Origin of the sequence: Marmoricola sp. URHB0036 (genome assembly GCF_000426045.1) — a bacterium.
Taxonomy (GTDB): Bacteria; Actinomycetota; Actinomycetes; order Propionibacteriales; family Nocardioidaceae; genus Marmoricola.
In genome coordinates this window covers 82574-106698 of record NZ_AUEP01000004.1, presented here as the reverse complement: position 1 = coordinate 106698, position 24125 = coordinate 82574, and the positions used below count along the sequence as shown (strand labels likewise).

Sequence of the window (24125 nt, the reverse complement as noted above, 5' to 3'; positions counted from 1 at the left end):
TCGCGTGCGCGTAGCCCTGCAGGTGACCTGCCTCAACGATGCCCTGTTCCCCGACACCGGCAAGGCGGTCGTGACGCTGCTGCGGCGGCTCGGCGTCGAGGTCGAGTTCCCCGAGGGCCAGACCTGCTGCGGGCAGCCGATGGTCAACACCGGTTACCTCGACGAAGCGGTGCCGGCGGTGCGCAGCTTCGTGGACGCCTTCGAGTCGTACGACGCCGTCGTGACTCCCTCAGGATCGTGCGCCGGCTCGGCTCGTCACCAGCAGCGCATCGTCGCCAAGCGGGCGGGGGACACGCGACTGCAGGAGCGGGTCGCCAGCCTCGAGCCGAGGGTCTTCGAGCTCTCGGAGTTCCTGGTCGACGTGCTCGGGGTGACCGACGTGGGTGCTTCGTTCCCGCACACCGTCACCTACCACCCGACCTGCCACTCGCTGCGCGCCCTCGGGGTCGGCGATCGACCACGCCGGCTGCTCGAAGCCGTGCACGGGCTCACGCTCGTCGACCTGCCGGGCGCCGACCAGTGCTGCGGGTTCGGCGGCACCTTCGCGGTCAAGAACGCCGACACCTCGATCGCGATGGGCTCCGACAAGGTGCGGCACGTGCGTGAGACCGGGGCCGAGGTGCTCGTCGCCGGCGACAACTCCTGCCTGATGCACCTGAGCGGGCTGCTCACCCGGCAGCGGGCCGGCGTACGCACGATGCACCTGGCTGAAGTGTTGGCGATGACGTGACCGCGACCTTCGTCGGGATGCCGGCCTTCCCCGAAGCGGCCCGGACCGCTCTCGCCGACACCCAGCTGCGCCACAACCTCGCGCACGCGACCACCACCATCCGCGACAAGCGAGCCCGGGTCGTGGCCGAGGTGGCGGACTGGGAGGACCTGCGCGTCGCCGGCGCCGCGATCAAGGACGCCACCCTCGCCGACCTCGAACATCACCTCGTCCAGCTCGAGGCTGCGATCACGGCAGCCGGAGGCACGGTGCACTGGGCCAGGGACGCGGCCGAGGCCAACCGGATCGTGGCCGACATCGCCAAGGCCCATGACGCCGACGAGGTGGTCAAGGTCAAGTCGATGGTCACCCAGGAGATCGGGCTCAACGAGGCCCTGGCCGCGGAGGGCATCGCCGCGTGGGAGACCGACCTGGCCGAGCTGATCGTGCAGCTGGGCGACGACCTGCCCAGCCACATCCTGGTCCCGGCCATCCACCGCAACCGCGCAGAGATCCGGCAGATCTTCCGTGAGCACATGGCGGCCGCCGGCAGGCCCGCGCCGGACGACCTCACCGACGATCCGGCCGAGCTGGCCGGGGCGGCCCGGCTGCACCTGCGCGAGAAGTTCCTGCGCGCCAAGGTCGCGGTCTCCGGAGCCAACTTCGCCGTCGCGGAGACCGGGACGCTCGTGGTGGTGGAGTCCGAGGGCAACGGCCGGATGTGCCTGACGCTCCCCGAGGTGCTGGTCTCGGTCGTCGGCATCGAGAAGGTGCTCCCGACCTGGCAGGACCTGGACGTGTTCCTCCGGCTGCTGCCGCGCTCCTCGACCGGCGAGCGGATGAACCCGTACACCTCGATGTGGACCGGGGTGACCCCCGGCGACGGGCCGCAGGAGATCCACGTCGTACTCCTCGACAACGGGCGCACCAACGCCCTCGCCGACGAGGTCGGTCGACAGGCGCTGCGCTGCATCCGCTGCTCGGCCTGCCTGAACGTGTGCCCGGTCTACGAGCGCGTCGGCGGCCACGCCTACGGCTCGGTCTACCCGGGGCCGATCGGCGCGATCCTGAACCCGCTTCTGCACGGGGTCGGGTCGGACCCGCAGACCGACTCCCTGCCCTACGCCTCCTCGTTGTGCGGCGCCTGCTTCGAGGTGTGCCCGGTGCGCATCGACATCCCCGAGGTGCTGGTCGACCTGCGTGCCCAGGTGGTCGACGCCCACCGCGGTGACCGTCGTCCCAAGGCCGAGTCGCTGGCGATGAAGGCGACCGGAGCCGCCTTCGGATCCGCTCGGCGCCTGGCCCTCGGCGAGAAAGTCGCCGGGCTCGCCGGAAGGATGCTGAACCGGGAGAGCAGACCACCGGGAGGGTCGGCCTGGACGGGGGCGCGCGACCTGCCGGTGCCGGCGCGCGAGTCGTTCCGCTCCTGGTGGAAGCGGACCCAGCGATGAGTGCACGCGAGGAGATCCTGCGCCGGGTGCGCGAGGCCACCGCCGGAGTGGAGGCGCCGACGCGACCTGCGCTTGCCGACTCCGGTCCCGTGTCGGTGGACCTCTTCGCCGACCGGGTGGCCGACTACCGCGCCGTCGTGGAGAGGTGTACGACGGACCAGCTGCCCGAGCGCGTGGCGGCCGCCGTCGAGGGGCGGGTCGTCGTACCGGCGGGACTCGGCGTCGAGGTCGCGGACGCGATCGACGACGACCAGCTGACTGCCGCCGAGCTCGACCGGATCGACACGGTCGTCACCGAGGCCCGAGTCGGGATCGCCGAGACCGGCACCATCGTGCTCGACCACGGACCCGGCCAGGGACGCCGTGCGCTCACGTTGGTGCCCGACCGGCACGTCTGCATCGTCCGCGCCGACCAGGTGGTCGCCGACGTGCAGGATGCCCTCGCCCTGCTCGACCACGCGCGACCGCTCACCTGGATCAGCGGCCCGTCGGCCACCAGCGACATCGAGCTGGACCGGGTCGAAGGTGTCCACGGCCCCCGCAACCTGCACGTGCTGCTGGTCGAGGACTGAGCGCTCACTCCGAGGTGATCGTCCGGAGCTCGCCCAGGGCCTCGGTGATGATCTCGCCGAGCGGGCGCTTCTCCCGCGGCGCTGTCCAGCGCTCGAACGCGACGCGGAACACCGCGACGCCGGCCTCGGCGGTGAGGCTGGCGGCGGGTTCCTCGACTCCGCGTTCGCGCAGGGCCCGGGCCAGGGCGGTGGCGAGGCGAGCCATCTTGGTCAGCTCCCGCTCGGTCAGTGCGGAATGCGAGCTGATCACGGCCTGCCGGGCCCGGGCGAAGGTGCGCCGGTCGACGAACCAGCCGGAGGCCTGCTCGAGAGCAGCCGCGACTGCCTGCATCGGGCCGGCCGACTCCGGTGCGGCGGCCACGGTGTCGACGAAGAGGGCCTCCAGCTCCGAGGAGCCGGCGAACAGCACCTCGCGCTTGTCGGCGAAGTGCCGGAAGAAGGTGCGCTCGGTGAGGCCGGCCCGTTCGGCGATGCGGGCGACGGTGGTCTCCTCGTAGCCCGCCTCGGCGAACAGCTCCATCGCGGCCTGCGCCAGCCGGGCGGGTGCGTTCGGCTCCCAGCGGCTCATGCCCGTGATCCTAGTTGATGACAGTCTCTGACATCGGGTGCTACTGTCCATGACAGTGACTGACATCGGTCCCGTCATCCATCCAGGAGGTCCTGACATGCGTCTGTTCGTCACCGGAGCATCCGGTTTCATCGGTTCCGCCGTCGTGCCCGAGCTGCAACGGGCCGGCCACACGGTGGTCGGACTGGCTCGCTCCGACGCCTCGGCCGAGGCGCTGGTCGGGGCGGGAGCGGAGGTGCATCGCGGCGACCTCGGCGATCTCGACAGCCTGCGCGCAGGTGCCGAGAAGGCCGACGGGGTCATCCACCTCGCCTACGTCCACGACTTCAGCCAGATGGAGGACGCCGCCCGGACCGACCTGGCCGCCATCGAGGCGATGGGCGCCGCGTTGGAGGGCACCGGCAAGCCCATGGCGATCGCGTCCGGGACCCTCGGGCTCGCGCCGGGCCGGGTCGGCACCGAGCTCGACGAGCCTGCGGCCGTGCACCCGCGCGTGGCGAACGCGTCGGCCACGCTGGCGCTGGCCGATCGCGGCGTACGCCCCCTGGTGGTGAGGCTGTCCCCGACCGTGCACGGTCAGGGCGACCACGGCTTCATCGCCGTGCTGGTCCAGATCGCCCGTGACAAGGGCGTGTCCGGCTACATCGGCGACGGGCAGAACCGCTGGAACGCCGTGCACCGGGACGACGCGGCCGCGGTCTTCCGGCTGGGGGTGGAGCCCCGCTGGATCGGTGCTGCACGCGGTGGGGGAGGAGGGCATCGCCGTGCGCGACGTCGCCGGCGTGATCGGTGCACACCTCGACCTGCCGGTGGTCTCGATCCCCGAAGCCGAGGCGGCCGAGCACTTCGGCTGGCTGGGCGGGTTCCTCGGCGCGGATGCCCCGGCCTCCAGCACGATCACCCAGGAGCTGCTCGGGTGGAAGCCGACCGGACCGGGCCTGCTCGAGGACGTGGCGCGCTACTACGTCTGAGCCGGCCACACGGTGTTGCGTTGTGGGACATCGCCGGGGCGTACGCCGGCCTAGCGTCTGGGCATGACCGATCCACGGGTGGCCCTGGTGACCGGCGCGGCGCAGGGCCTCGGGCTGGCCACGGCCCGACGACTGGCCGAGGACGGCCTGCGCGTCGTCCTCACCGACGTGAACCGCGGCCTGCTCGAGGCGAGCGTCGCCGAGCTCGTGGGTGCCGGGCTCGACGTCGCCGAGGCGGTCCTCGACGTCACCGACGACGCGTCGGTGGACGAGTGCCTGCGCTCACTCGGCCACCTCGACGTGCTGGTCAACAACGCCGGCGTCATCTCCCGTACGCCGGCCCAGGACATCGACTCCCTCCGGTGGGACTTCGAGATGGCCGTCAACCTCGGCGGCACGATGCGGTGCAGCCGGGCGGCGTACCCCCTGCTGGTGCGGTCGGACAGCGCGGCGATCGTGAACCTCGCGTCGGTGGGGTCGACCTTCGGGCTGCCGCAGCGGTTGTCGTACTCCACGGCCAAGACCGGGATCGTCGGACTGACCCGCACCCTGGCCGCGGAGTGGGGCCGGGACGGCATCCGGGTCAACGCCGTGGCGCCGGGCTACATCGAGACCCCGATGATGCTGTCCGGTTTCGACACCGGTGCGCTCGACCGCGAGATCCTGCTGCGTCGTACACCCCTGGGGCGGTTCGGCCGGTCCGAGGAGATCGCGGCCGCCATCTCGTTCCTGACGGGGCCGGACGCGTCCTTCGTGAACGGCGTCGTGCTCGAGGTGGACGGCGGCATCACCGTCGACGGGACCTTCCAGGACCTGTCGCGAACTGACACAGCCGCACGCTGAGGCGCCTGCCTACGTTCAGGCCCCGGCGCCCCGATGGAACGGCGCCCTCGCCCGAGGAGTCCCCATGAAGGTGGGCGTCTACGTCTTCAGCACCGACCTCGACCTCGACCCCGGGCCGCTGGCCCGCGAGATCGAGGACCGCGGCTTCGCCAGCATGTTCTTCCCGGAGCACTCGCACATACCGGTCTCCCGGGAGACCGACTACCCCGAGTCGTACGGCGGGGGTGTGCTGCCCGACTTCTACAAGCGGACCTACGACCCGTTCATCAGCTGCAGCTTCGCGGCGGCTGCCACCACCACGCTCCAGGTGGGCACCGGCATCTGCCTGCTCGCGCTGCGCGACACCGTGCACACCGCGAAGCTGGTGGCGTCGGTCGACCGACTCTCCGGCGGCCGGTTCGCCTTCGGTGTCGGCTTCGGCTGGAACGCCGACGAGTTCGAGACGCACGGTGACATCGACTTCAGGACCCGGCACCGCCGGGTGCGCGAGCAGGTGCAGATGATGCGCCAGATCTGGGGCAACGACGTCGCGCAGTTCGACGGTGAGTTCGTCTCGTTGCAGCCGAGCTGGATCTGGCCCAAGCCGGTCCAGCAGCCGCACCCGCCGGTCTACCTCGGTGGGAGCGGGCCGTTGACGATGAAGCACGCGGCCGCCTGGGCCGACGTCTGGTACCCGACGCCACCGCTCGCGGATCCCACGCTGGAGAAGTCGATCCCGGTCTTCCGCCAGCTGGTCGAGGAAGCGGGTCGGGACCCCGACTCGGTGCCCGTCGGAGCCGCTCCCGGCGCGGCCGACGAGGCCATGCTCGAGGCCTACCAGCGCAACGGCGTCTCCCACGTGAACATGGCGCTGATGGGGGACACCCCGGACCTGATGCTGGTCGAGCTGGACCGGCTGGCGAAGCTGCGCGACCACGTCCTCGGCGCCTAGGTAGCCGGGCCTGTGTCACAGAACCATGTCTCATATTGGTACGGCGCCCACCGGGGCCCTCTTCCTACCTTTCACGGCATCAGCAGCGTGGCGTGCGTCACGTCCTGCGACCTGAGGGATCGACACGCGGAGGAGTCCGATGGCCGGTAGCACCGCACCGACGGCGGAGCGTCCGACGCGCTCCCAGCAGCCGCGTCGGCCCGCGTTCGTGCTGCCCGGACAGGGCATCCTGCTCGCCAACATCGGGCTGGTCCTCGTCTCGCTGGTCTTCCTGGACGTGAACCTGTTCAGCCGCGTCAACCTGGCCACCCTCACCCCGGTCATCGGGGTGATGGCACTCGTTGCCCTGGGCCAGGCCTTCGTGATCGGCACGGGTGGCATCGACCTCAGCATCCCGTCGACCATCACGCTGGTCGGCGTCATCATCCTGAAGAGCGCGGCCGGCTCGAACGACGCGCTGGTCAAGGCACTGGTGATGTGTCTGGTGGCGACGATCGTGATCGGCCTCGTCAACGGCTTCCTGGTCGAGGTGCTGCGCCTCAACGCGCTGGTGGTCACGCTCGCCACCGGCCAGCTGATCGCCGGCGCGACGCGCATGTACCGCGGCCAGACGTTGGCGATCACGCGGGTCCCCGACAAGCTCTCCGAGATCGCCCGGTCGAGCATCGGTGCGATCAGCATCATCCTGGTCATCGCCGTACTCGTCGCCGTGGTCCTGGCCCTGTGGCTGAAGTTCCACACCTCGGGTCGCCGGCTCTCGGCCAGCAGCGTGGGACGTGCGGCCGCCGAGCACAGCGGTCTCGCGGCCACGCGGCAGCGCATCACCGCCTGGGTGACGGCCACCGTGCTGGTCGGCATCGGTGGTGTGTTCCTGGCCGGGCAGATCACCACGCCGGACCTCACCCTCGGCTCGCCGTACCTGCTGACCTCGGTGGTCGCGGTCGTGCTCGGTGGTGCCTCCATCGCAGGCGGCCGGGTGCGGGTCGCGGCCACCATCCTCGGGGCCACGTTCATCGTCGTGCTGGAGCAGATCTTCCGCGTCCGCGGCTTCTCCTCCGGCGTCTCCCTGGTCGTCGAGGGCCTCGTCCTCAGCGTCGGCCTCGCGGCCGTCGCGACCACCAAGAACGTCCGCTGGCTCACCGTGCGTCGTACGCCGGACGAGCCACCGGGCGGTCCGTCCACCCCGGGCGTGACCAGCAACAAGAAGAGTCAGGAGTAGTCCATGCGAATCAGTGTGCGCCGCCAGGGTGGAAGAAGCACCCGCGCTCGCTCGACCGCGACCACCGTCGTGGTTGCCGCGGCCCTCGCCTTCACGGCGGCCTGCGGTTCGTCCGATGGTGGGTCGAGTGGGTCCTCGTCCGACGCGAAGGGGAGTGCCGGCAGCAAGATCGATGTCGACCCCGCCGCCGTCCAGGAGACCGTCAACAAGGCCTTCCAGGCCGACGTCAAGCTAGACAGCCTGCCCGACACCGTCCAGGACGCCTTTGCCCGGGCGACCCTGACGCTGCCGCAGGCGAAGCTCGACAAGGCCTTCGAGTGCTGGAAGGGGGCGTCGTGCACCGTGGGCAACGGCAAGGTGACGCTCGGCATCGCCGACGGCTTCGGCCAGAACCAGTGGCGGAAGTTCTCCAAGATGGAGATCATCCTCCAGGCCCTCACCTACCCCGAGGTCGGCAAGATCCTGTCGACCGACGCACAGGGAGACCTGGCGACGTTCCAGTCCAACGTCCGCAGCCTGGCAGCCCAGGGCGCCAAGGCGATCGTGACCTACGACGACTTCGGTCCCGCGGCACTGCCGGCCTTCACGGCCGCGTCGCAGCAGGGCGCCAAGATCGCGTCGTACGTCGGGCCCGTGCCGGACGCACCCGAGTCCGCGGTCGCGGCCCAGGTGCACGGCGACACCTGTGCGACCGGCGAGGACATGGCCGACGTGGCCACGAACGACCTGAAGCTCAGCGGTGACGTCGCGATCTTCAACGGCACGCCGGGCAACCCGCAGGGTCAGGCCTGGAACAAGTGCTTCGAGGACAAGATCAAGGGCAGTGGGATCACCGTCGGCAAGAAGCTCGACACGAACTGGACGCCGGCCGGCGTCTACCAGGCCGCCTCCGCCCTGGTCAGCTCGGGCGACGACGCCAAGGGGATCTTCTACGACTACGCCGACCCGATGCCGCAGATCATCTCGGCGTACGAGAAGGCCGGCAAGGTCACCCCGGCACTGGTCACGTGGACCTCGAACAACGGGCTCTTCAAGGAGTGGCAGCAGCGCCAGGGCACCGACAAGGCGTTCGAGCTCTACTTCACCAACGGCCTGAACTGGCAGGGACGAGCAGCCGTCACCGCGGTGATGGACCTGCTGGCCGGCAAGAAGGTCGAGAACCAGATGATCATGCCGCAGCCGTTCGTCAAGGCCGTCAAGGGCGTCTACGACCCGAAGCGTCCCGACGACTACCCGGGTCCGAGCGTGCTCGTGCCCGACGCGCTGATCAGCCGCATGTTGCAGTGACCGGGGCCGGGACGGGACGCGACCACCGCGTCCCGTCCCGGCTGCGGACTTGCCGCACCCGCCTTCATTCGACCGGGCGAGACAGAGAGCGAACCCACCGTGTCCAACACCATCTCCACCTCACCGCCGCTGGTGGCCGGATCGCCGCGACCGACCAGCCGGGTGCTCGACGCGAGCGGCCTGTCCAAGCGGTACGCCGCGGTGCAGGCCCTCGACGACGTCGGGCTGACGCTGGAGGCGGGCGAGATCCACGCGCTGGTGGGCGAGAACGGCTCGGGCAAGTCCACGCTCGTCGGCGTCGTGGCTGGCACGGTGCAGCGCGACAGCGGGACGGTGCGCATCGGTGACACCGACGTGTCGCGACACCACCCACGCCGGGCCCAGCGACTCGGTGCGGTCACCGTCTTCCAGGACGGTTCGCTGGTCCCCGAGCTCTCGGTGGCCCGCAACCTCTACCTCGGCACGCCCCCGGAGAGCCGGCCGTCGTACTCGCGGGTGACCTCGTGGGCCGAGGAGCTCCTGCTCCAGCACGGGTTCGACATCGACCCACACCTCCCAGCGTCGGAGCTGCCGGCGGGCGACCGGCAGCTGGTCGAGATCGTGCGAGCCGTCGCGAGCAAGCCCCGCATCCTGATCCTCGACGAGGCCACCTCGGCGCTGGACTCCGCGGGCGTCGACGTCGTGCTCGGCCTGATGCGGGACGCCGCCGCCGCTGGTGCCGCCGTGCTCTTCGTGACCCACCGGCTCTCCGAGGTGATGCGGGTCGCCGACCGGGTCACGGTGCTGCGCGACGGACGCCACCAGGGCACCCACGAGATCGGCGACGTCAACCCCCAGCGGCTCGTCGAGCTGATGGCCGGCACCCGCGTCGACCTGGAGTTCCCCGATCGGGCACCCGCCGGGCCCGAGGCGGCGTTGCTGCTCGCGTGCAAGGAGCTCCGGGGTGTCGGGTTCGGTCCCGTCGACCTCGAGCTGCGCGCCGGCGAGATCGTGGGTGTCGCCGGGGCCGACGGCAACGGGCAGGTCCCGATGCTGCGCGGTCTGGCGAGGTACGGCGAGGTCGACGGCACCGTGACTGCCGGCGACACGACGATCCGCACCTATCCGGAGGCGATCGAGCACGGAGTCGTCTACCTCAGCTCCGACCGACGTGGGGAGTCGCTGTTCGCGGGCCTCACCATCACCGACAACCTCGGTCTCGGCGTCCTCGACGAGCTGTCCGACCGTGGCGTCGTACGCACCCGGCGCGAGCGGAGGTTCGTGCACGACGCCATCGAGCGGTACCGGATCCGGATCGGCAGCCCGTCCCAGAGCCCGGCCGAGCTGTCGGGTGGCAACCAGCAGAAGGTGGCCCTGAGCAAGGTGCTGGCGATGTCGCCCCGCGTGGTGCTGATCGACGAGCCCACGCAGGGCGTCGACGTGCGCTCGCGGATGGACATCTACCGCTTCCTCCGCGAGATCGCCGACCACGGCAGCTGTGTGGTCGTGGTCAGCTCTGACGCCTCCGAGCTGGCCGGCCTGTGCGACCGCATCCTGGTGATGTCGCGCGGCAAGGTCACCTCCTCGATGCCCGGGCAGGGGGCGACCGAGGAGTCGATCGTCGCGGCCTTCGCCGTCGAGCACGAGCTCGCCATCGACCCGAACGCGGTCGCCGTCGACGAGGACGCGGCCGCGCCCGACGCGACCCCCGCGGAGAGTCCGGCCCAGCCCCGCGCGAAGCGGCGTACCGGGTGGCGCACCAAGGTCTCGGCCGACGGGCTGCGTCTGGTCGCGCTCGTCGCGCTGATGGTGCTGCTCGGGGCGTTCACCCAGTCGCGCAACCCGACCTTCCTGACCGAGCTGAGCATCTTCAACGTGATGCTGCTGGCGTTGCCGCTCGTCGCGGTCGCGGCCGCCCAGTTCTTCGTGCTGCTCGTCGGCGGCATCGACGTCTCCGTCGGCGCCACGATGACGCTGACCGTCGTCGTCGCCTCGTCCTGGGTGCAGGACGGCAACGCCACCTCGGTGCTGCTCAAGTCACTCATGGTGGCCCTCGTGGTGGGCGGAGCCGTCGGTCTGGTCAACGCACTGCTGGTCGAACGCATCGGGCTCTCGCCCGTGATCGCGACCATCGCGACACTCGGGATCGCGTCCGGCGTCGCGCTGATGCTGCGGCCCACCGCGGCGGGGGTCATCTCGCCCGAGCTGATGAAGATGATGATGTCGCGGCTCGGCCCCGTTCCGTACTCGCTCATCGTGCTCGTCGCCGTACTGGTGGTGATCGACGGGTTCCTGCGCCGTACCGGCTTCGGCCTGCGCGTCCGGGCCGTCGGCCTCAACGGTGTCTTCGCCCGACGACTCGGCATCCCGACCACGACGGTCCGTGCCTGCTGCTACCTGGTCTGCAGCATCCTGGCCGGTGTGGCGGGCATGATCCTGGCCGCGCAGGTGGGCATCGGCGATCCCAACGCCGGTAACTCCTTCACACTGCTGGCGATCGCTGCCCCGGTGCTCGGTGGCGCGGCGCTGTCCGGCGGGCACGGCTCGCTGGTCGGCGCGACCATCGGCGCCTTCATCCTGGTGGTCGCGCAGAGCCTGGTCTCGGTGCTCGGCCTGACCGACGGTGCCAGCTACATCTTCACGGGCGGACTGACCCTCCTCGCGCTGGTCAGCTCGGCCGACAGCCTGCGCCGCCTGCGCAGGATCCTGAGTGCTCGGAAGGAGCTCGCATGACCACCTCCAGCCCGTTCTCGGTCGGCACCACCGACCCCGTCCTGCACGGCAGGCGCGGCGTCGTGACCGGAGGAGGCTCCGGCATCGGCCGGGCATCCGCACTCCGCTTCTCCGGTGCCGGCGCGACCCTCGTGCTCTGGGACCGGAACCTCGAGGCGGTCGAGGCAGTGGCCAAGGAGGTCGAGGCCGAGGGTGGCACGGCGTACGCCGTCGAGGTGGACGTCGCCGACCCCGCATCCGTGGCCGCCGCGGCGACCAGGAGCGTCGAGCTGCTCGGTGGCATCGACCTGCTGATGAACAACGCCGGCATCCTCGACGACTACGCACCGATCCTGGAGACCGACGAGGCGCTCTGGACCAAGATCATCGGCGTCAACCTCACCGGTCCCTACCTGGTCACCCGGTCGCTGATGCCGGCACTCCTGGAGGACGGCGGCGGGGCCATCGTGAACACCGCCTCCATCGCCGGGATCGTTGCTGGTGGGGGCGGCACGGCGTACACGGCCTCCAAGCACGGCGTCATCGGCCTGACCCGCCAGCTCGCCTTCGACTACGGACAGCTCGGGGTGCGGGTCAACGCGATCTGCCCCGGCGCCGTGGAGACCGGCATGACACGGGCGCTCTTCGACGAGGGCGACGCCGCCGTGATGGAGTCGGTGCGCAGCGTCCCTGCAGGACGCCACGCCCAGCCCGAGGAGCTGGCCGAGCTGGCGTTGTTCCTGGCCAGCGACGCCGCGAGCTTCTGCCACGGCGCCTGCTTCGTCGCGGACGGTGGCTGGACGATCCGCTGACCCGTCAGGGCTGGTGGGTGTGCTGGATCGCGTCGGTCATGACCGGCGCCTTCTCGCGAGCGGCCGTCTCCTGGCGCTCGAGCTCGCGTTCCTGGGAGCGGGTGTCGCGGGTGTAGGTCGCCACCCACCGGCGCTGTGCGCTCGGCGTCATGTGGCACAGGCCGGGGATCTGGGGGTACTGCTGGCACAGCGTCGGCTCGCGCCGGGCTGGCTCCCGCGGCGCGGCTGCCGGGGCTGCCGCGCCGCGGGTGTCGGTGGGCGAGCCGCTGGAGAGCCCGATCGCCGCGAAGAGGCGGCGGGCCTCGGCCCCGCACGACGCGCAGCTGCGGGTCGACGGGGGCGGGCTGGGCTCCCAGTGCTCGGCACGTACGCCGCACGCGGTGCAGCGGTAGTCGACGAGGACCGACATCAGCGGATCACTCGAAGCAGGCCGGAGCGTGCTTGTACTCGGCCCAGTCGTCGGGGTCGTGGGTGATCCAGACCGACGCGTCCTCGCTCTCCTGCAGGCGCTTGATCCGCCGCAGGCTCACCAGGGCCTCGCGGGTGTCCCAGTCGATCGGGAAGTGGTACTCCTGCTCGAGCGCCGCCCGCAGGTGTACGGCATCGCCGGTGAGGATGAACGTGCGCGACGCCAGCCGCACCTTCAGGCTCAGCTCGCCGGGGGTGTGGCCGGGCATGTAGAGGATGACCAGGCTGCCGTCACCGAACAGGTCGACGTCGATGCCCGGCACCTCGTGCCAGTCGAAGTTCCGGATCCGGGCCAGCTGGTCCGGCATGTAGCAGAAGGCGCCGATCGGGGCCGGCCAGTGCGCGAACGGCAGCTCGCCGGCACCGACGTAGTGCTTGGCGTCGGGGAACTGGTGCAGTGCCCCGGAGTGGTCGAAGTGCAGGTGCGAGGTGATCACGTGGGTGACGTCCTCGAGCTTGTAGCCGAGGGCCTCGATCTGGCGGTCGAGCTTCTGGTCCTCGCCGCCGGTGATGCCGAGGCCGTCCGCGAGCTCCTGGCCGTAGAGGGCGACCGGGTCGTCGATCGCCTCGGGAGCGATGCCGGTGTCGAAGAGCACGAGCCCTTTGGGGTGCTCGATCAGGAAGGACGGCATCGGGATGGTGAGCATCCCGCTCAGGCCGTACATCAGCGTGGTGGCGTCCACCGTGAGCGAGGGGCAGTCCAGTGCCCACATCCGCCGTGCGAATCCCAGGGACATGGCGCGTGCGTCCTTCCGTGCGTGCAGCCGGGTGAGTCGGGTGCCCACAGGTTGGTGCGCGCGGACGGTCGGGCGTCGTCCCACTTTGCGACACGACCGGACAACGGGTCGTGCGGCGGCACACTGTCGCAATCTCGTACACGTCACGACGGTCCACGCGGCCTTTGATGAGCACGGCTCGATCGAGCCGCCTCACCGTCGACGCGAAGGACATCTCGATGACGACCGGCAGCATCGTCGCCCTCACCGGGCCCGAACAGGTCCAGCTGAAGTCGTTCGAGGTCCCGGACCCCGAGCCGGGCGCCGTCGTGCTCCGCGTGCGGCGGGCCAACGTCTGCGGCTCCGACATCCACCAGTTCCACTACGAGAGTCCCTCGCTGCGGGAGGCCGGCCTCGGCCACGAGTTCGTCGGCGAGATCGCCGCTCTCGGCGAGGGCGTGACCACGGACTACGCCGGCGAACCGGTGGCGGTCGGCGACCGCGTCGTACCGGTCTACTTCCTGCAGTGCCACCACTGTGCGGCCTGCCTGCGCTCGGAGTTCAGCTCCTGCGTCAACAGCCTGGCGGCGTGGAGCCGCAACCCCGAGCTGGCGCCGCACTTCAGCGCCGGCTACGCGACCCACTACTACGTCCAGCCGGGCCAGCACTTCTACCGGGTGCCCGACGGGGTCGACGACGCCTCGGTGGCCGGTGCCAACTGTGGCCTGGCGCAGATGATCTTCGTGCTCGACAAGGCCGGGCTGGAGGCGGGCGAGACGCTGGTCGTGCAGGGGGCAGGCGGCCTGGGGCTGTACGCCGCCGCGGTCGGTCGTGAGCGCGGTGCCCACGTGGTCGTCGTCGACGGCGTCAAGGACCGGCTCGACCTGGCCCGCGAGTTCGGGGCCGACGACGTGATCGACCTGACCGACCACGCGACCCCGGCCGACCGGGCACAGGCCGTGCGCGACCTGACCGGCGGCGTCGGGGCCGACCTGGTCCTCGAGGTGACCGGGCACCCGGCCGCCTTCTCCGAGGCCATCGAGATCGCCCGGGTCGGCGGGCGCATCGCCTCGGTCGGCAACCTCAACGGCGAGGCGGAGATCTCCTTCGTCCCGGGACTCGTCACCCGCAAGTCGCTCACCATCCGGGGGGTGCTGCGCTACGACCCGTGGTACCTGCACCGGGCCGTGCAGTTCCTCAGCCGCCGCGCCGGCCTGCACCCGTTCGGCGAGCTGGCCGGCGTGACCTACTCCCTCGACCAGGCCCTCGACGCGTTGCGCGACGGCGAGTCCCGCTCGGTCGCCCGCGCCGCGATCGTCCCCTGAGCCAGCCACCCACGACCACGGAGGAACCATGGACTTCCCGACACAGCTGTTCATCGACGGTGAGTGGGTCGACGCCGAGAGCGGCGGGACCTTCGACGTCACCGACCCGGCCACCGGCGAGGTCGTCGCTGCCGTCGCCGACGCCGGGGCGGTCGACGTACGCCGGATGATCGACGGTGCCGCCGCTGCCCAGGAGGCCTGGGGAGCACTGCCGGCCCTGGAACGGGCCGCGATCATGAAGCGTGCCGTCGGCCTGTTCGAGGAGCGGATCCACGACCTCGCCACCCTGCTGACCCGCGAGCAGGGCAAGCCGCTGGAGCAGTCGATCGGCGAGCTGCGCTACGGCATCGGCTTCATCGACTGGTTCGCCGAGGAGGCCCGCCGGGTCTACGGCATGACCATCCCGGCGACGACGACCTCGAAGCGCATCCTCGCCCTCAAGCAGCCGCTCGGCGTCACCGCCTGCATCACGCCGTGGAACTTCCCGAGCCTGCAGATCCTGCGCAAGCTCGGTGCCGCCCTCGCCGCCGGTTGCACGATGATCGTCAAGCCGCCGGAGCAGACACCGCTGTCCGCACTCGAGATCGCCCGGGTCTTCTCCGATGCCGGGCTGCCGGCCGGCGTTCTCCAGGTGGCCCCCTCGCTGGACCCGGTGCCGGTCAGCCAGACCTTCATGGAGGACGCGCGGGTCCGGATGATCTCGTTCACCGGATCGACCGAGGTCGGCAAGATCCTGATGCGGGGCGCGGCCGACACCGTCAAGAAGGTCTCGCTCGAGCTGGGTGGTCACGCACCGTTCATCGTCTTCCCCGACGCCGACATGGACCACGTGGTGCGCGAGGCGATGTCGACCAAGCTGCGCAACATGGGCCAGACCTGCGTCTCGGCCAACCGGCTGTTCATCCACGAGGACGTCGCCGAGGAGTTCACCCGGCGCCTGACCGAGGAGTTCCAGCAGCTCACCGTCGGACACGGCCTGGACGAGGCCAGCGACGTGGGGCCGCTGATCGAGGAGGCGGCCCTGGAGAAGGTCGAGCGACACGTCGAGGACGCGATCGCCAAGGGTGGCAAGGTCCTGGTGGGCGGTCACCGGGCCGCGGCCGGCAACGCCTTCTTCGAACCGACCATCATCATCGGGGCCGACGAGTCCATGCAGCTGGCGCAGGAGGAGACGTTCGGCCCGGTCGCGCCGATCTTCACCTTCGCCGACGAGGACGAGGTCGTACGACGGGCCAACGACTCCGACTACGGCCTGGCGGCGTACTTCTTCACCGCCGACCTGAACCGGGCCATCCGGGTGGCCGAACGCCTCGACTACGGCACCGTCGGGGTCAACGACGCCAGCATCTCCGCGGTGCAGGCGCCGTTCGGCGGGGTCAAGGAGTCGGGCATCGGGCGCGAGGGTGGGCCGCTGGGGATCGAGGAGTACCTCGAGGTGAAGTACGTCTCGGTGGCGGGGCTCTGAGGAACGTTCGGTGGCGGCCTTCACCTTCCGGGAGCTGACCCCGACCGACTTCCTGCGCCGCGCCGCCGAGGTGTACGGCGACCAGATGGCCGTGGTCGACGGTGATCTCCGGATCGGCTACCGCGACCTGCACGAGCGCGCACTGGCGCTGACGGGGGTGCTGGCCGACCTCGGCATCGAGCCGGGTGACCGGGTGGCTGTGCTCTGCGTGAACAGCCACGTGATGCTCGAGATGCACAACGCGGTGCCGATGAGGGGTGCGGTGCTGGTGCCGCTGAACATCCGCCTGTCGGTGGACGAGATGGTGCACGTGGTCGAGCACTCCGGTGCCAGCCTGCTGGTGGTGACACCCGAGCTGCTGGAGCAGGCGGAGCTGGTCGCGCTCCGCACCGGCGTGCACCTGCTCGAGTCCGGCCCCGGGTCGGCGTACGAGTCGGGCGTGCGGAGCGCCGACCCGCAGCCGGTGCCGTGCACCGACGAGCGCAGCCTGCTCGGGATCAACTACACCAGCGGCACGACCGGTCGGCCCAAGGGCGTGATGATCCACCATCGCGGCGCCTACCTGCAGAGCCTCAGCCTGCTCGTGCACCTCGGCATGGACTCGCGGTCGCGCTACCTGTGGACGGTGCCGATGTTCCACTGCAACGGCTGGTGCCTCACCTGGGCCCTCAGCGGCATCGGCGCCGTGCACGTCGCCCTGCGGGCGATCGATCCCGACCACATCTGGCAGCTGATCCGCGAGGAGGGGATCACCCACCTGAGCGCGGCACCGACCGTGCTGACCATGATCGCCGAGTCCGACGGCGCCAAGGGGCCGCCGCCCGAGCCCCGCGTGGCGGTGACCACGGGTGGCTCCCCGCCGTCCCCGAGCCTGCTGGTCAGGATGGACTCGCTCGGCTTCGACGTCACCCACCTGTACGGCCTGACCGAGACCTTCGGACCGATCGCGATCAACGAGTGGCAACGGCAGTGGGACGAGCTCGACGATCAGGCGAAGTCGCAGCTGCGCGCCCGCCAGGGCGTCGGCAACGTGATCGCCGAGCCGTTGCGCGTCGTCGACGAGGCCGGGGCCGACGTCCCCCGCGACGGCGAGACCATCGGCGAGATCGTGGCGCGCGGCAACGACGTGATGCTCGGCTACTACCGCGACGACGAGGCGACGGCGCAGGTCGACCTCGAGGGCTGGTTCCGGACCGGTGACCTGGCCGTGCACGCCCCGGACGGCTACGTCGAGATCCGTGACCGGGCCAAGGACATCATCATCACCGGTGGCGAGAACGTGGCCTCGGTGGAGATCGAGCGAGCCATCGACAGCCACCCGGCCGTGGTCGAGTCAGCCGTGGTCGGCATGCCCGACGACAAGTGGGGTGAGGTGCCGGTCGCGTTCGTGACCGTGCGGAACGGCGCCGTGCTGACGGCCGACGAGGTGGTGGCGCACGTGCGCACGACGCTGGCCGGCTTCAAGGTGCCGAGGAGGGTGGTCTTCTCCGAGCTGCCGAAGACCTCGACCGGCAAGATCCAGAAGCAGGTCCTCCGCGCCACCGAGGTCCCCGCCCGGTGAGCGCGTTCGTCACCGGGGTGGGGCTCACGCCGTTCGGTCGCCTCCCCGGTCGGGACTCGCTCGACTGGCAGTGCGCGGCGGCCCATCTGGCCGTCGACGACGCCGACCTGGAGGTCGGCGAGGTGGATGCCGTGATCACGGGATACTCGACCGTGGCCGGCCACCTGATGCCGGCCAACCTGTTCGCCGAGCGCTTCGGCATCCGTCCGGCCGTCGCCTTCGGCACCAGCGTCGGCGGCGCGACCGGTCTGGCCATGGTCGACCAGGCGCGGGCGCTGATCGAGTCCGGGAAGGCGCGGCACGTGCTCGTCGTGGCGGGTGAGGACCGCGCGAGCGGACAGACCCGGGCCACGTCCACCAAGGTGCTCGCCCAGGTGGGTCATCCCGCCTACGAGGTCCCCCTCGGCGGCACGGTGCCGGGCTACTACGCGCTGCTGGCGTCCCGCTACCTCTGGAGCTACGGGCTGGCCGAGGACGCGCTCGCCCCACTGCCGGTGCAGATGCGGGAGCACGCCGGCCGGAAGGTCGGGGCCCAGTTCCAGAAGCCGATCACCGTCCTCGACGTACGCACCTCGCGACCGGTGGCCGAGCCGCTACGGCTGCTCGACTGCTGCCCGGTCTCCGACGGAGGCGCGGCGTTCGTCGTCTCGGCGCGGGCGACGTCCGACCGGGCCGTGCGCATCGCCGGCACCGGCCAGGCCCACCGGCACCAGCACCTCACCGCCATGGAGCCGGGCAACACCGGAGCAGCGGTGGCCGCGGCGCGCGCGTTCGAGGAAGCCGACCTGGACACGAGCGACGTCCACGTGTTCGGCATCTACGACAGCTTCTCGATCACGGTTGCGATGCTCGTCGAGGAGCTCGGGCTGGTCCCTCCGGGACGGGCGGGGTCCTACGCCCGTGCCGGCGCCTTCGCCAGCGACGGCCGCTACCCGATGAACACCCATGGCGGCCTGCTCTCCTACGGCCACTCGGGGGTAGCCGGCGGGATGGCTCACCTCGCCGAGGTCGTCACCCAGCTGCGCGGTGAGCGCGGGGCCGGGCAGGTCGACCACTGCCGGGTCGGCTACGTCCACGCCGACGGTGGAGTGCTGTCCGCCCATGTCGGTGTCGTGCTGGTGCGGGGAACCGCGTGAACGGGCTGCCGGTCGACGTGGCCACCGACTGGACGCGCGGAGGACCACGCTTCGTGCTGGCGGTCTGCGACGAGTGCAGCAACACGTCGTACCTGCCCGCCGAGCACTGCTCGCGCTGCGGAGCCCGCGGTCGGACTCCGCGTGTCGCCGTCGGTACCGGCACCTGCGTGGCCGTCACCTGGGTGCACGTCACCGTCGACGGCGGCGACCCCGCCGGCCTGGTGCTGGTCGAGCTGGACGAGGGGCCGGTCGTGATGGGCCGCACCGCCGAACGCGAGCTGCGTCCGGGTGACGGCGTGGGCGTCGCGTTCGAGCCCTCCGGAGCCGGACGCGGTCTCGTCCCCGTCTTCTCGAGGAAGGCCTGATCCTGATGGTCCATCCGCTCGACGTCTTCCACCGACCCGCATCGGTCGCGGTGGTGGGAGCCTCCGACGACACCGAGAAGATCGGCGGTCGCCCGCTGCGGTACATGCGCGAGTTCGGGTACGCCGGACGCGTGTACCCGGTCAACCCGAGGCGCGACACCGTCCAGGGCATGCAGTCGTACCCCAGCCTGACCGAGGTCCCGACGGTGCCGGACATCGCGCTGATCGCCGTACCCGGTGCTGCTGCGGTGGAGGCAGTCGCGACGGCAGCACGGATGGGGGTCAAGGGCGCCGTGGTCATGTCCTCGGGCTTCACGGAGACCGGTCGACCCGAAGGCGCTGCCCTCCAGGCGGAGATGCTCGCCCACGCGCGCGACGCCGGCCTGCGCATCGTCGGCCCCAACTCCCAGGGACTGGCCAGCTTCCACTCCGGCGCGGTCCTCGGCTTCTCGACGCTGTTCACCGAGGAGCCACCGGCGGACGGCCCGGTCGCCATCATCAGCCAGAGCGGTGCCCTGGCCTCGGTGCCCTACGGCATCCTCAGGCGTCGGGGGATCGGGGTGCGCTACGCGCACGGGACCGGCAACGACGCCGACGTCAGCGCCGCCGAGCTGGCTGCCGCGGCACTGGAGGACCCCGAGCTGCGGCTCCTGATGCTCTACCTCGAGAGCGTCAACGATCCCGAGTCCTTGGTGCGGATCGGTGAGCTCTCACGGCGCAACGACGTGCCGGTGGTCGCGCTGGTCGGAGGTCGCAGCAGCAGCGGCAGCAGGGCCGCTGCGTCGCACACGGGTGCGCTGGCCACGGAGCGGCGGGTGCTCGATGCCTTCCTCGAGCGCGTCGGCATCTGGCAGGTGCACAGCGTGCGCGAGCTGGTCGCGGCCACCGAGCTCTACCTCCAGGACTGGCAGCCGACCGGCTCGAACCTCGCGGTGGTCAGCAACTCCGGTGCCGTGTGCGTGCTGGCCGCCGACGCGGCCGAGGACGCCGGCCTGCCGCTGGCATCGCTGCTGCCGACGACGGACGCGCGCCTCAAGGAGGTGTTGCCCGACTTCGCGTCGACCACCAACCCCGTCGACGTGACCGCGGCGCTGCTCACCGACAGTGGGCTGTTCGGCAAGGTCCTGCCGGTGCTCGGTGCCGATCCCGGCGTCGACGCCTGTCTGCTGGGCATCCCGGTCGCGGGTCGTGGGTACGACGTCGAGCGGTTCGCCCGGGACGCGGCCGAGTTCGCCGCCTCGGGTACGCCGCTCGTGCTGGCCGTCCCGCAACCCAACGTCGCCGCACCCTTCGTGGACGCCGGTCTGCCCGTCTTCGAGGAGGAGTCCTCGGCCGTCGCTGCCCTGGCGCAGTACCTCGCCCATCGACGACGGATGGCCCGGGCGGACTCGTTGCCGCGTCCTGCGCTCACAGCCGGCCCCAGCGGCGCTCCAGGCCGGCTCAACGAGGCGGAGAGCCTGGCGCGGCTGGCGGAGATGGGTGTCCCGACGGTGCCGCGCGAGATCGTCTCCTTCCCGGAGGACGTGGCGGACGCCTTCACCCGACTCGCGGTGGATCGGGTGGTGGTCAAGGGCAGCACCGACGCGGTCAGCCACAAGTCAGACCTCGGCCTCGTCGAGCTCGGGTGTGCCTCTGCCGAGGAGGCGCTGGCCGCGGCACACCGGATCGCGGTCGCGGCGGCGCTGCACGGGGTGGTCCTGGACGGCTTCCTGGTCGCGCCGATGCTGCGCGGCCTGCACGAGGTCGTCATCGGGGCCAGCATCGACCCGGTGTTCGGTCCGGTGGTGCTCGTCGGTGCCGGCGGGTTGTACGTCGAGGCGCTGCCGGACACCGCGGTGCTGCTGGCGCCGTGCACGGCCGACGAGGTCCACGAGGCGATCCAGTCGCTGCGCATCGCCCCCGTGCTCGGCGGTGTCCGGGGTGCTCCACCGGCTGACGTGGACGCCTGGGTCAAGGCCGTCGTCCGCGCATCCGAGGCGATGGCGGCCTCGGAGACCGTCGTCGGCTTCGACGCCAACCCGGTGCTGCTGCTGGAAGCCGGTCAGGGTGCCGTCGCGGTCGACGCCGTGGTGCTGGCCACGACCTGAGCGTCCGCACGGCGCTCGACCCGTCCGATGGCGGCGACGATTTCGGTCTGCGAGATCGACCGCGCCAGGTTGCCGAGGTGCGGCGCCGTCATCGTCAGCCGGGCGATCTCGTCCACCTCGGCCTCGGTCGCCGCAGGCATGCCCAGCTCCTCCAGGCTGATGGGCAGGCCGATCTCGCGCAGGAACGATGTCAGGTCGATCAGCTCCTCCTCGGCCGCCCCCTCGGCCTCGCGCTGCACTAGCAGCGCCCAGGCGACGTGCTCGCCGTGCATCGCCCGCGCGGCACCGCGAGCGGGCATCAGGCCGCGCGTCAGCGAGTGCGCGAGCGACAACCCGCCGTTCTCGAAGCCGAGACCGCTCATCAGCACCACGGCCTCCACCAGCGCCTCGAGGTCGGGCGTCACGCGCCCCTGCTCACAGGCCTGCAGGCCACCTACGGCGTGGGCCCGGATGGTCGCGTAGCAGGCGTCGGCGATGGCGACGCCGGTGAGGAGCGGCCGGGTGCCGAGGGGCGTGACCCCGGTGCCGGCGAAGCAGCCGGCGGCCTCGTAGCGCTTGGCGATCGCGTCCCCGACACCTGCCCTCAGGAACGCCGTCGGTGCGGCGACGACGAGCTCGGTGTCGACGACGACGGCCGCCGGGTTGGTCCGGAGCCGGTCCACGCCGACCATGACGTGTCCGTCGTCGTACATCGCGACGGCGGCACTGGTCGGGCTGTCGTTGGACGCGATCGTCGGCACCGTGACCACCGGCCGGTCGAGCCGTAGGGCGACCGCCTTGGCCGCGTCGAGGCTCTTGCCGCCGCCGAGGCCGACCACCACGTCGACGTCCCCGGTGTCCACGTCGGCGCCCGGAGCCGCGAGCGCGTCGGCCGCTGCAGCAGTGATCTCGCCCTCCAGCACGCGGTACGTCGCCGAGAGACCTGCCTCCACGAGCAACGAGCCCACCCGCTCACCGAGCAGGTCCAGCACGAAGGCATCGCCGATCACCACCGGGCGGGTGCCGTGCTCGGCCAGGAGCGAACCCAGCGCCTCGAGGGCGCCCGGCCCCTGCACGTAGCGGGACGGTGCCGCGAAGATGCGGAGCGGGTTCACACCTCTCCGAGGATCGCGCGGGTCACGGCCGGCAGGTCGACGCCGTACTTCGCCTCGAGGTACTCCTGCGAACCGCACTCGAAGAAGCTGTCGGCCAGGCCGACCCGGCGGAGAGGTCGCAGGATCCCGCCCTGGTAGAGCGCCTCGGTCACCAGGCTGGCCAGGCCACCGGTCGTCTTGTGGTTCTCGGCGACGACCAGCCGGTCGTGCCGGCGCGCGAACTCCACCACCGCGGCGGTGTCGAAGGGCTTGATCGTCGGCACGTGCAGGACGCTCGCCTGCACGCCTCGGTTGTCGGCGGCCTTGGCCGCGTCGAGGGACCGCGCCGTCATGTAGCCGGTCGAGATCACTCCCACGTCGCCCGAACCTTCCCGCAGCAGCGCCGCCTTGCCCGGCACGAAGCGGTAGTCCTCGCCGAGCTCGACCGGCACCTTGCCGCGCAGCAGCCGCACGTAGACCGTCCCCGGGATGTCGGCCACTGCGCGCACCACCTGGGTGAGCTCGGTCGCGTCGCACGGGTCGATGATGGTGAGGTCGGCGATCCCGCGCATCATGTTCAGGTCCTCGGTCGCCTGGTGGGTGGCGCCGTACCCGTTGGTCAGCCCCGGCATGCCGGCGAAGATCTTCACCTCGGCCTTCGAGTGCGCTCCGGCGATGGCCACGAAGTCGTAGGCGCGCCGCGTGACGAAGACGGAGTACGTCGTGCAGTAGGCGATCTTGCCGGTCTTGGCCAGTCCGGCCGCCGTCATCACGAGGCTCTGCTCGGCCATGCCGACGTTGAAGAACCGGTCGGGGTGGGCGTCGCGGAAGGGCAGGATGTCGCTGTAGCGACCCATGTCGGCCGTCAGCGCGACGATCTCGGGGCGCTCCCTGCCCAGCTGGGCGAGGGTCTCGCCGAACGGCGCCAGCACGGTCGTCTTGTCGGCGATGTCGATGAGCTCGCCCATCCCCCGGGTGTGGCCCCGGGGTGCGGTGTCACGCGTGGACGTCACGGTTGTCCTCCAGCTCCTGGACCAGCCCGGCCCACTCGTCGTCGGTGACCCGCACGAAGTGGGCACGCGGTCGGTCGACGATCGTCGGCACCCCCGACCCCGGCGTCGTCCGCATCACGATGGCCTTCGGCTTGCCGTCGGAGACCCGCGACTTCTCCAGGGCCTCCACCAGGGCGGACATGTCGTTGCCGTCGATCTCGGTGGTGCTCCAGCCGAACGCCGTGAACTTGTCCGCGACCGGCTCGATCGCCACCGTCACTGGTCCGTCGGCCTGGATGCCGTTGCAGTCGATGAGCACGACCAGGTTGTCGCACCCGAAGGTGGCGCCGGCCATCGCCGCCTCCCAGGTGGATCCCTCGTCCAGCTCGCCGTCGGAGATCTCGACGTACACGCGGCCAGGGGAGTCGTCGAGCCGCAGCCCCAGCGACATCCCGACCGCCTGGCCGAGCCCGTGGCCCAGCGACCCGCCGACGATCTCGACCCCGACCGTGTCGTCGAACGTGCTCATCGGCAGGCGTGAGCCGTTGAGCCCGTACGTCGGGAGCTCGTCCTCCTCGATGTAGCCGGCCGCTGCCAGCACGGCGTACATCGCGATCGAGTAGTGCCCGGTCGAGAGCAGGAAGCGGTCCCGCTCGGGCCAGTCGGGCCGCTCGGGGTCGTGGCGCAGCTCGTGGAAGTAGAGGGCGGCCAGGCAGTCGGCGATCCCGAGGCCTTGGGCGATGTAGCCCTCGCCCTTGCCCCGGGTCATGGTCATCATCATCCGGCGCAGCTGGTACGCACGGTCGCGGAGCTCGTCGATGTTCGGCGGCTCGCGGTCGGTGGTCGGCATGGGCCAAGGCTGGCAAGCAACGACCCGTCCCGC

22 protein-coding genes and 1 pseudogene are annotated in these 24125 nt (G+C 71.1%); 17 read left to right on the top strand and 6 right to left on the bottom strand.

What is annotated here, in order from left to right:
- The first annotated feature begins 4 nt into the window (after positions 1–4).
- From H976_RS0103135 to H976_RS0103125, 3 genes are read left to right on the top strand one after another with little or no spacing between them, the layout of a single operon-like run.
- Positions 5–730: a (Fe-S)-binding protein gene (locus H976_RS0103135; RefSeq protein WP_027860346.1), complete on the top strand. Its 726-nt coding sequence runs from the start codon at positions 5–7 to the stop codon at positions 728–730.
- Complete coding sequence (locus H976_RS0103130; protein ID WP_027860345.1) at positions 727–2160, top strand: LutB/LldF family L-lactate oxidation iron-sulfur protein; 1434 nt, start codon at positions 727–729, stop codon at positions 2158–2160. Before H976_RS0103135 ends, H976_RS0103130 begins: the two co-directional genes overlap by 4 nt.
- Positions 2157–2732, top strand: coding sequence for a lactate utilization protein C (locus tag H976_RS0103125; protein ID WP_027860344.1), 576 nt, complete (start codon positions 2157–2159; stop codon positions 2730–2732). The genes H976_RS0103130 and H976_RS0103125 overlap by 4 nt, the downstream gene beginning before the upstream one ends.
- Positions 2733–2736: 4 nt before the next feature.
- Here H976_RS0103125 and H976_RS0103120 read toward each other — a convergent pair whose 3' ends face one another.
- Entirely contained in the window at positions 2737–3300 is a 564-nt protein-coding gene (locus H976_RS0103120) for a TetR/AcrR family transcriptional regulator (RefSeq protein WP_027860343.1), read from the bottom strand.
- Between the two features lie 49 nt (positions 3301–3349).
- Between H976_RS0103120 and H976_RS31075 the strand changes: the two are divergent.
- From H976_RS31075 to H976_RS0103080, 8 genes and pseudogenes are all read left to right on the top strand, one after another.
- Positions 3350–3943: pseudogene (locus H976_RS31075) on the top strand (NAD-dependent epimerase/dehydratase family protein); the annotation flags it as partial.
- Between the two features lie 88 nt (positions 3944–4031).
- On the top strand, positions 4032–4271 hold the full coding sequence (locus tag H976_RS30550; protein WP_027860341.1) for a hypothetical protein: 240 nt from the start codon (positions 4032–4034) through the stop codon (positions 4269–4271).
- Between the two features lie 63 nt (positions 4272–4334).
- Positions 4335–5114 carry an SDR family NAD(P)-dependent oxidoreductase gene (locus H976_RS0103105; RefSeq protein ID WP_027860340.1) on the top strand — a complete coding sequence of 260 codons (780 nt, stop codon included), beginning with the start codon at positions 4335–4337 and terminating at the stop codon, positions 5112–5114.
- 64 nt (positions 5115–5178) lie between these two features.
- Positions 5179–6045: an LLM class F420-dependent oxidoreductase gene (locus H976_RS0103100; protein WP_027860339.1), complete on the top strand. Its 867-nt coding sequence runs from the start codon at positions 5179–5181 to the stop codon at positions 6043–6045.
- A gap of 139 nt (positions 6046–6184) precedes the next feature.
- Entirely contained in the window at positions 6185–7264 is a 1080-nt protein-coding gene (locus tag H976_RS0103095) for an ABC transporter permease (RefSeq protein WP_027860338.1), read from the top strand.
- A 3-nt stretch (positions 7265–7267) separates the two neighbouring features.
- On the top strand, positions 7268–8551 hold the full coding sequence (locus H976_RS0103090) for a substrate-binding domain-containing protein (RefSeq protein ID WP_027860337.1): 1284 nt from the start codon (positions 7268–7270) through the stop codon (positions 8549–8551).
- Positions 8552–8650: 99 nt separating this feature from the next.
- Entirely contained in the window at positions 8651–11263 is a 2613-nt protein-coding gene (locus tag H976_RS0103085; RefSeq protein WP_051276105.1) for an ATP-binding cassette domain-containing protein, read from the top strand.
- On the top strand, positions 11260–12054 hold the full coding sequence (locus H976_RS0103080; RefSeq protein WP_081682627.1) for an SDR family NAD(P)-dependent oxidoreductase: 795 nt from the start codon (positions 11260–11262) through the stop codon (positions 12052–12054). The genes H976_RS0103085 and H976_RS0103080 overlap by 4 nt, the downstream gene beginning before the upstream one ends.
- Before the next feature lie 4 nt (positions 12055–12058).
- On the opposite strand, the gene H976_RS24280 is transcribed toward H976_RS0103080, so the two are convergent.
- Both H976_RS24280 and H976_RS0103070 read right to left on the bottom strand, forming a co-directional pair.
- Positions 12059–12463 carry a hypothetical protein gene (locus H976_RS24280; RefSeq protein ID WP_036224461.1) on the bottom strand — a complete coding sequence of 135 codons (405 nt, stop codon included), beginning with the start codon at positions 12461–12463 and terminating at the stop codon, positions 12059–12061.
- A gap of 7 nt (positions 12464–12470) precedes the next feature.
- The gene (locus tag H976_RS0103070) at positions 12471–13259 is read right to left on the bottom strand and encodes an N-acyl homoserine lactonase family protein (protein WP_051276201.1); all 789 of its coding nucleotides are present in this window, start codon (positions 13257–13259) and stop codon (positions 12471–12473) included.
- A gap of 167 nt (positions 13260–13426) precedes the next feature.
- On the opposite strand from H976_RS0103070, the gene H976_RS0103065 reads away from it, so the two are divergent.
- From H976_RS0103065 to H976_RS0103040, 6 genes are read left to right on the top strand one after another with little or no spacing between them, the layout of a single operon-like run.
- The gene (locus tag H976_RS0103065; RefSeq protein ID WP_196803938.1) at positions 13427–14563 is read left to right on the top strand and encodes a zinc-binding dehydrogenase; all 1137 of its coding nucleotides are present in this window, start codon (positions 13427–13429) and stop codon (positions 14561–14563) included.
- Between the two features lie 28 nt (positions 14564–14591).
- Positions 14592–16028, top strand: a complete 1437-nt coding sequence (locus H976_RS0103060; protein WP_027860332.1) for an NAD-dependent succinate-semialdehyde dehydrogenase — start codon at positions 14592–14594, stop codon at positions 16026–16028.
- Between the two features lie 10 nt (positions 16029–16038).
- Entirely contained in the window at positions 16039–17589 is a 1551-nt protein-coding gene (locus H976_RS0103055; protein WP_027860331.1) for an AMP-binding protein, read from the top strand.
- Positions 17586–18725 carry a thiolase family protein gene (locus H976_RS0103050; protein WP_027860330.1) on the top strand — a complete coding sequence of 380 codons (1140 nt, stop codon included), beginning with the start codon at positions 17586–17588 and terminating at the stop codon, positions 18723–18725. Before H976_RS0103055 ends, H976_RS0103050 begins: the two co-directional genes overlap by 4 nt.
- Complete coding sequence (locus tag H976_RS0103045) at positions 18722–19090, top strand: Zn-ribbon domain-containing OB-fold protein (protein WP_027860329.1); 369 nt, start codon at positions 18722–18724, stop codon at positions 19088–19090. The genes H976_RS0103050 and H976_RS0103045 overlap by 4 nt, the downstream gene beginning before the upstream one ends.
- Positions 19091–19095: 5 nt before the next feature.
- A complete protein-coding gene (locus H976_RS0103040; RefSeq protein ID WP_027860328.1) occupies positions 19096–21177 on the top strand; it encodes an acetate--CoA ligase family protein in 2082 nt (693 codons plus the stop codon).
- On the opposite strand, the gene H976_RS24275 is transcribed toward H976_RS0103040, so the two are convergent.
- From H976_RS24275 to H976_RS0103025, 3 genes are read right to left on the bottom strand one after another with little or no spacing between them, the layout of a single operon-like run.
- The gene (locus H976_RS24275) at positions 21132–22271 is read right to left on the bottom strand and encodes an iron-containing alcohol dehydrogenase (protein ID WP_036224458.1); all 1140 of its coding nucleotides are present in this window, start codon (positions 22269–22271) and stop codon (positions 21132–21134) included. The genes H976_RS0103040 and H976_RS24275 overlap by 46 nt on opposite strands.
- Positions 22268–23263, bottom strand: coding sequence for a transketolase family protein (locus H976_RS24270; RefSeq protein WP_196803937.1), 996 nt, complete (start codon positions 23261–23263; stop codon positions 22268–22270). Before H976_RS24270 ends, H976_RS24275 begins: the two co-directional genes overlap by 4 nt.
- Positions 23247–24092 (bottom strand): transketolase, encoded by an 846-nt coding sequence (locus tag H976_RS0103025; protein ID WP_027860327.1) that lies wholly within the window; start codon positions 24090–24092, stop codon positions 23247–23249. Before H976_RS0103025 ends, H976_RS24270 begins: the two co-directional genes overlap by 17 nt.
- Positions 24093–24125 lie beyond the last annotated feature (33 nt).

Bases quoted from the DNA above. Each gene is read 5' to 3' on its own strand.
- H976_RS0103070 (WP_051276201.1), bottom strand. From the start codon at position 13,259: ATGTCCCTGGGATTCGCACGGCGGATGTGGGCACTGGACTGCCCCTCG.
- H976_RS24280 (WP_036224461.1), bottom strand. From the start codon at position 12,463: ATGTCGGTCCTCGTCGACTACCGCTGCACCGCGTGCGGCGTACGTGCC.
- H976_RS0103105 (WP_027860340.1), top strand. From the start codon at position 4,335: ATGACCGATCCACGGGTGGCCCTGGTGACCGGCGCGGCGCAGGGCCTC.
- H976_RS0103100 (WP_027860339.1), top strand. From the start codon at position 5,179: ATGAAGGTGGGCGTCTACGTCTTCAGCACCGACCTCGACCTCGACCCC.
- H976_RS0103095 (WP_027860338.1), top strand. From the start codon at position 6,185: ATGGCCGGTAGCACCGCACCGACGGCGGAGCGTCCGACGCGCTCCCAG.
- H976_RS0103065 (WP_196803938.1), top strand. From the start codon at position 13,427: ATGAGCACGGCTCGATCGAGCCGCCTCACCGTCGACGCGAAGGACATC.
- H976_RS0103120 (WP_027860343.1), bottom strand. From the start codon at position 3,300: ATGAGCCGCTGGGAGCCGAACGCACCCGCCCGGCTGGCGCAGGCCGCG.
- H976_RS0103040 (WP_027860328.1), top strand. From the start codon at position 19,096: ATGGTCCATCCGCTCGACGTCTTCCACCGACCCGCATCGGTCGCGGTG.
- H976_RS0103125 (WP_027860344.1), top strand. From the start codon at position 2,157: ATGAGTGCACGCGAGGAGATCCTGCGCCGGGTGCGCGAGGCCACCGCC.
- H976_RS0103090 (WP_027860337.1), top strand. From the start codon at position 7,268: ATGCGAATCAGTGTGCGCCGCCAGGGTGGAAGAAGCACCCGCGCTCGC.
- H976_RS0103060 (WP_027860332.1), top strand. From the start codon at position 14,592: ATGGACTTCCCGACACAGCTGTTCATCGACGGTGAGTGGGTCGACGCC.
- H976_RS0103080 (WP_081682627.1), top strand. From the start codon at position 11,260: ATGACCACCTCCAGCCCGTTCTCGGTCGGCACCACCGACCCCGTCCTG.
- H976_RS0103025 (WP_027860327.1), bottom strand. From the start codon at position 24,092: ATGCCGACCACCGACCGCGAGCCGCCGAACATCGACGAGCTCCGCGAC.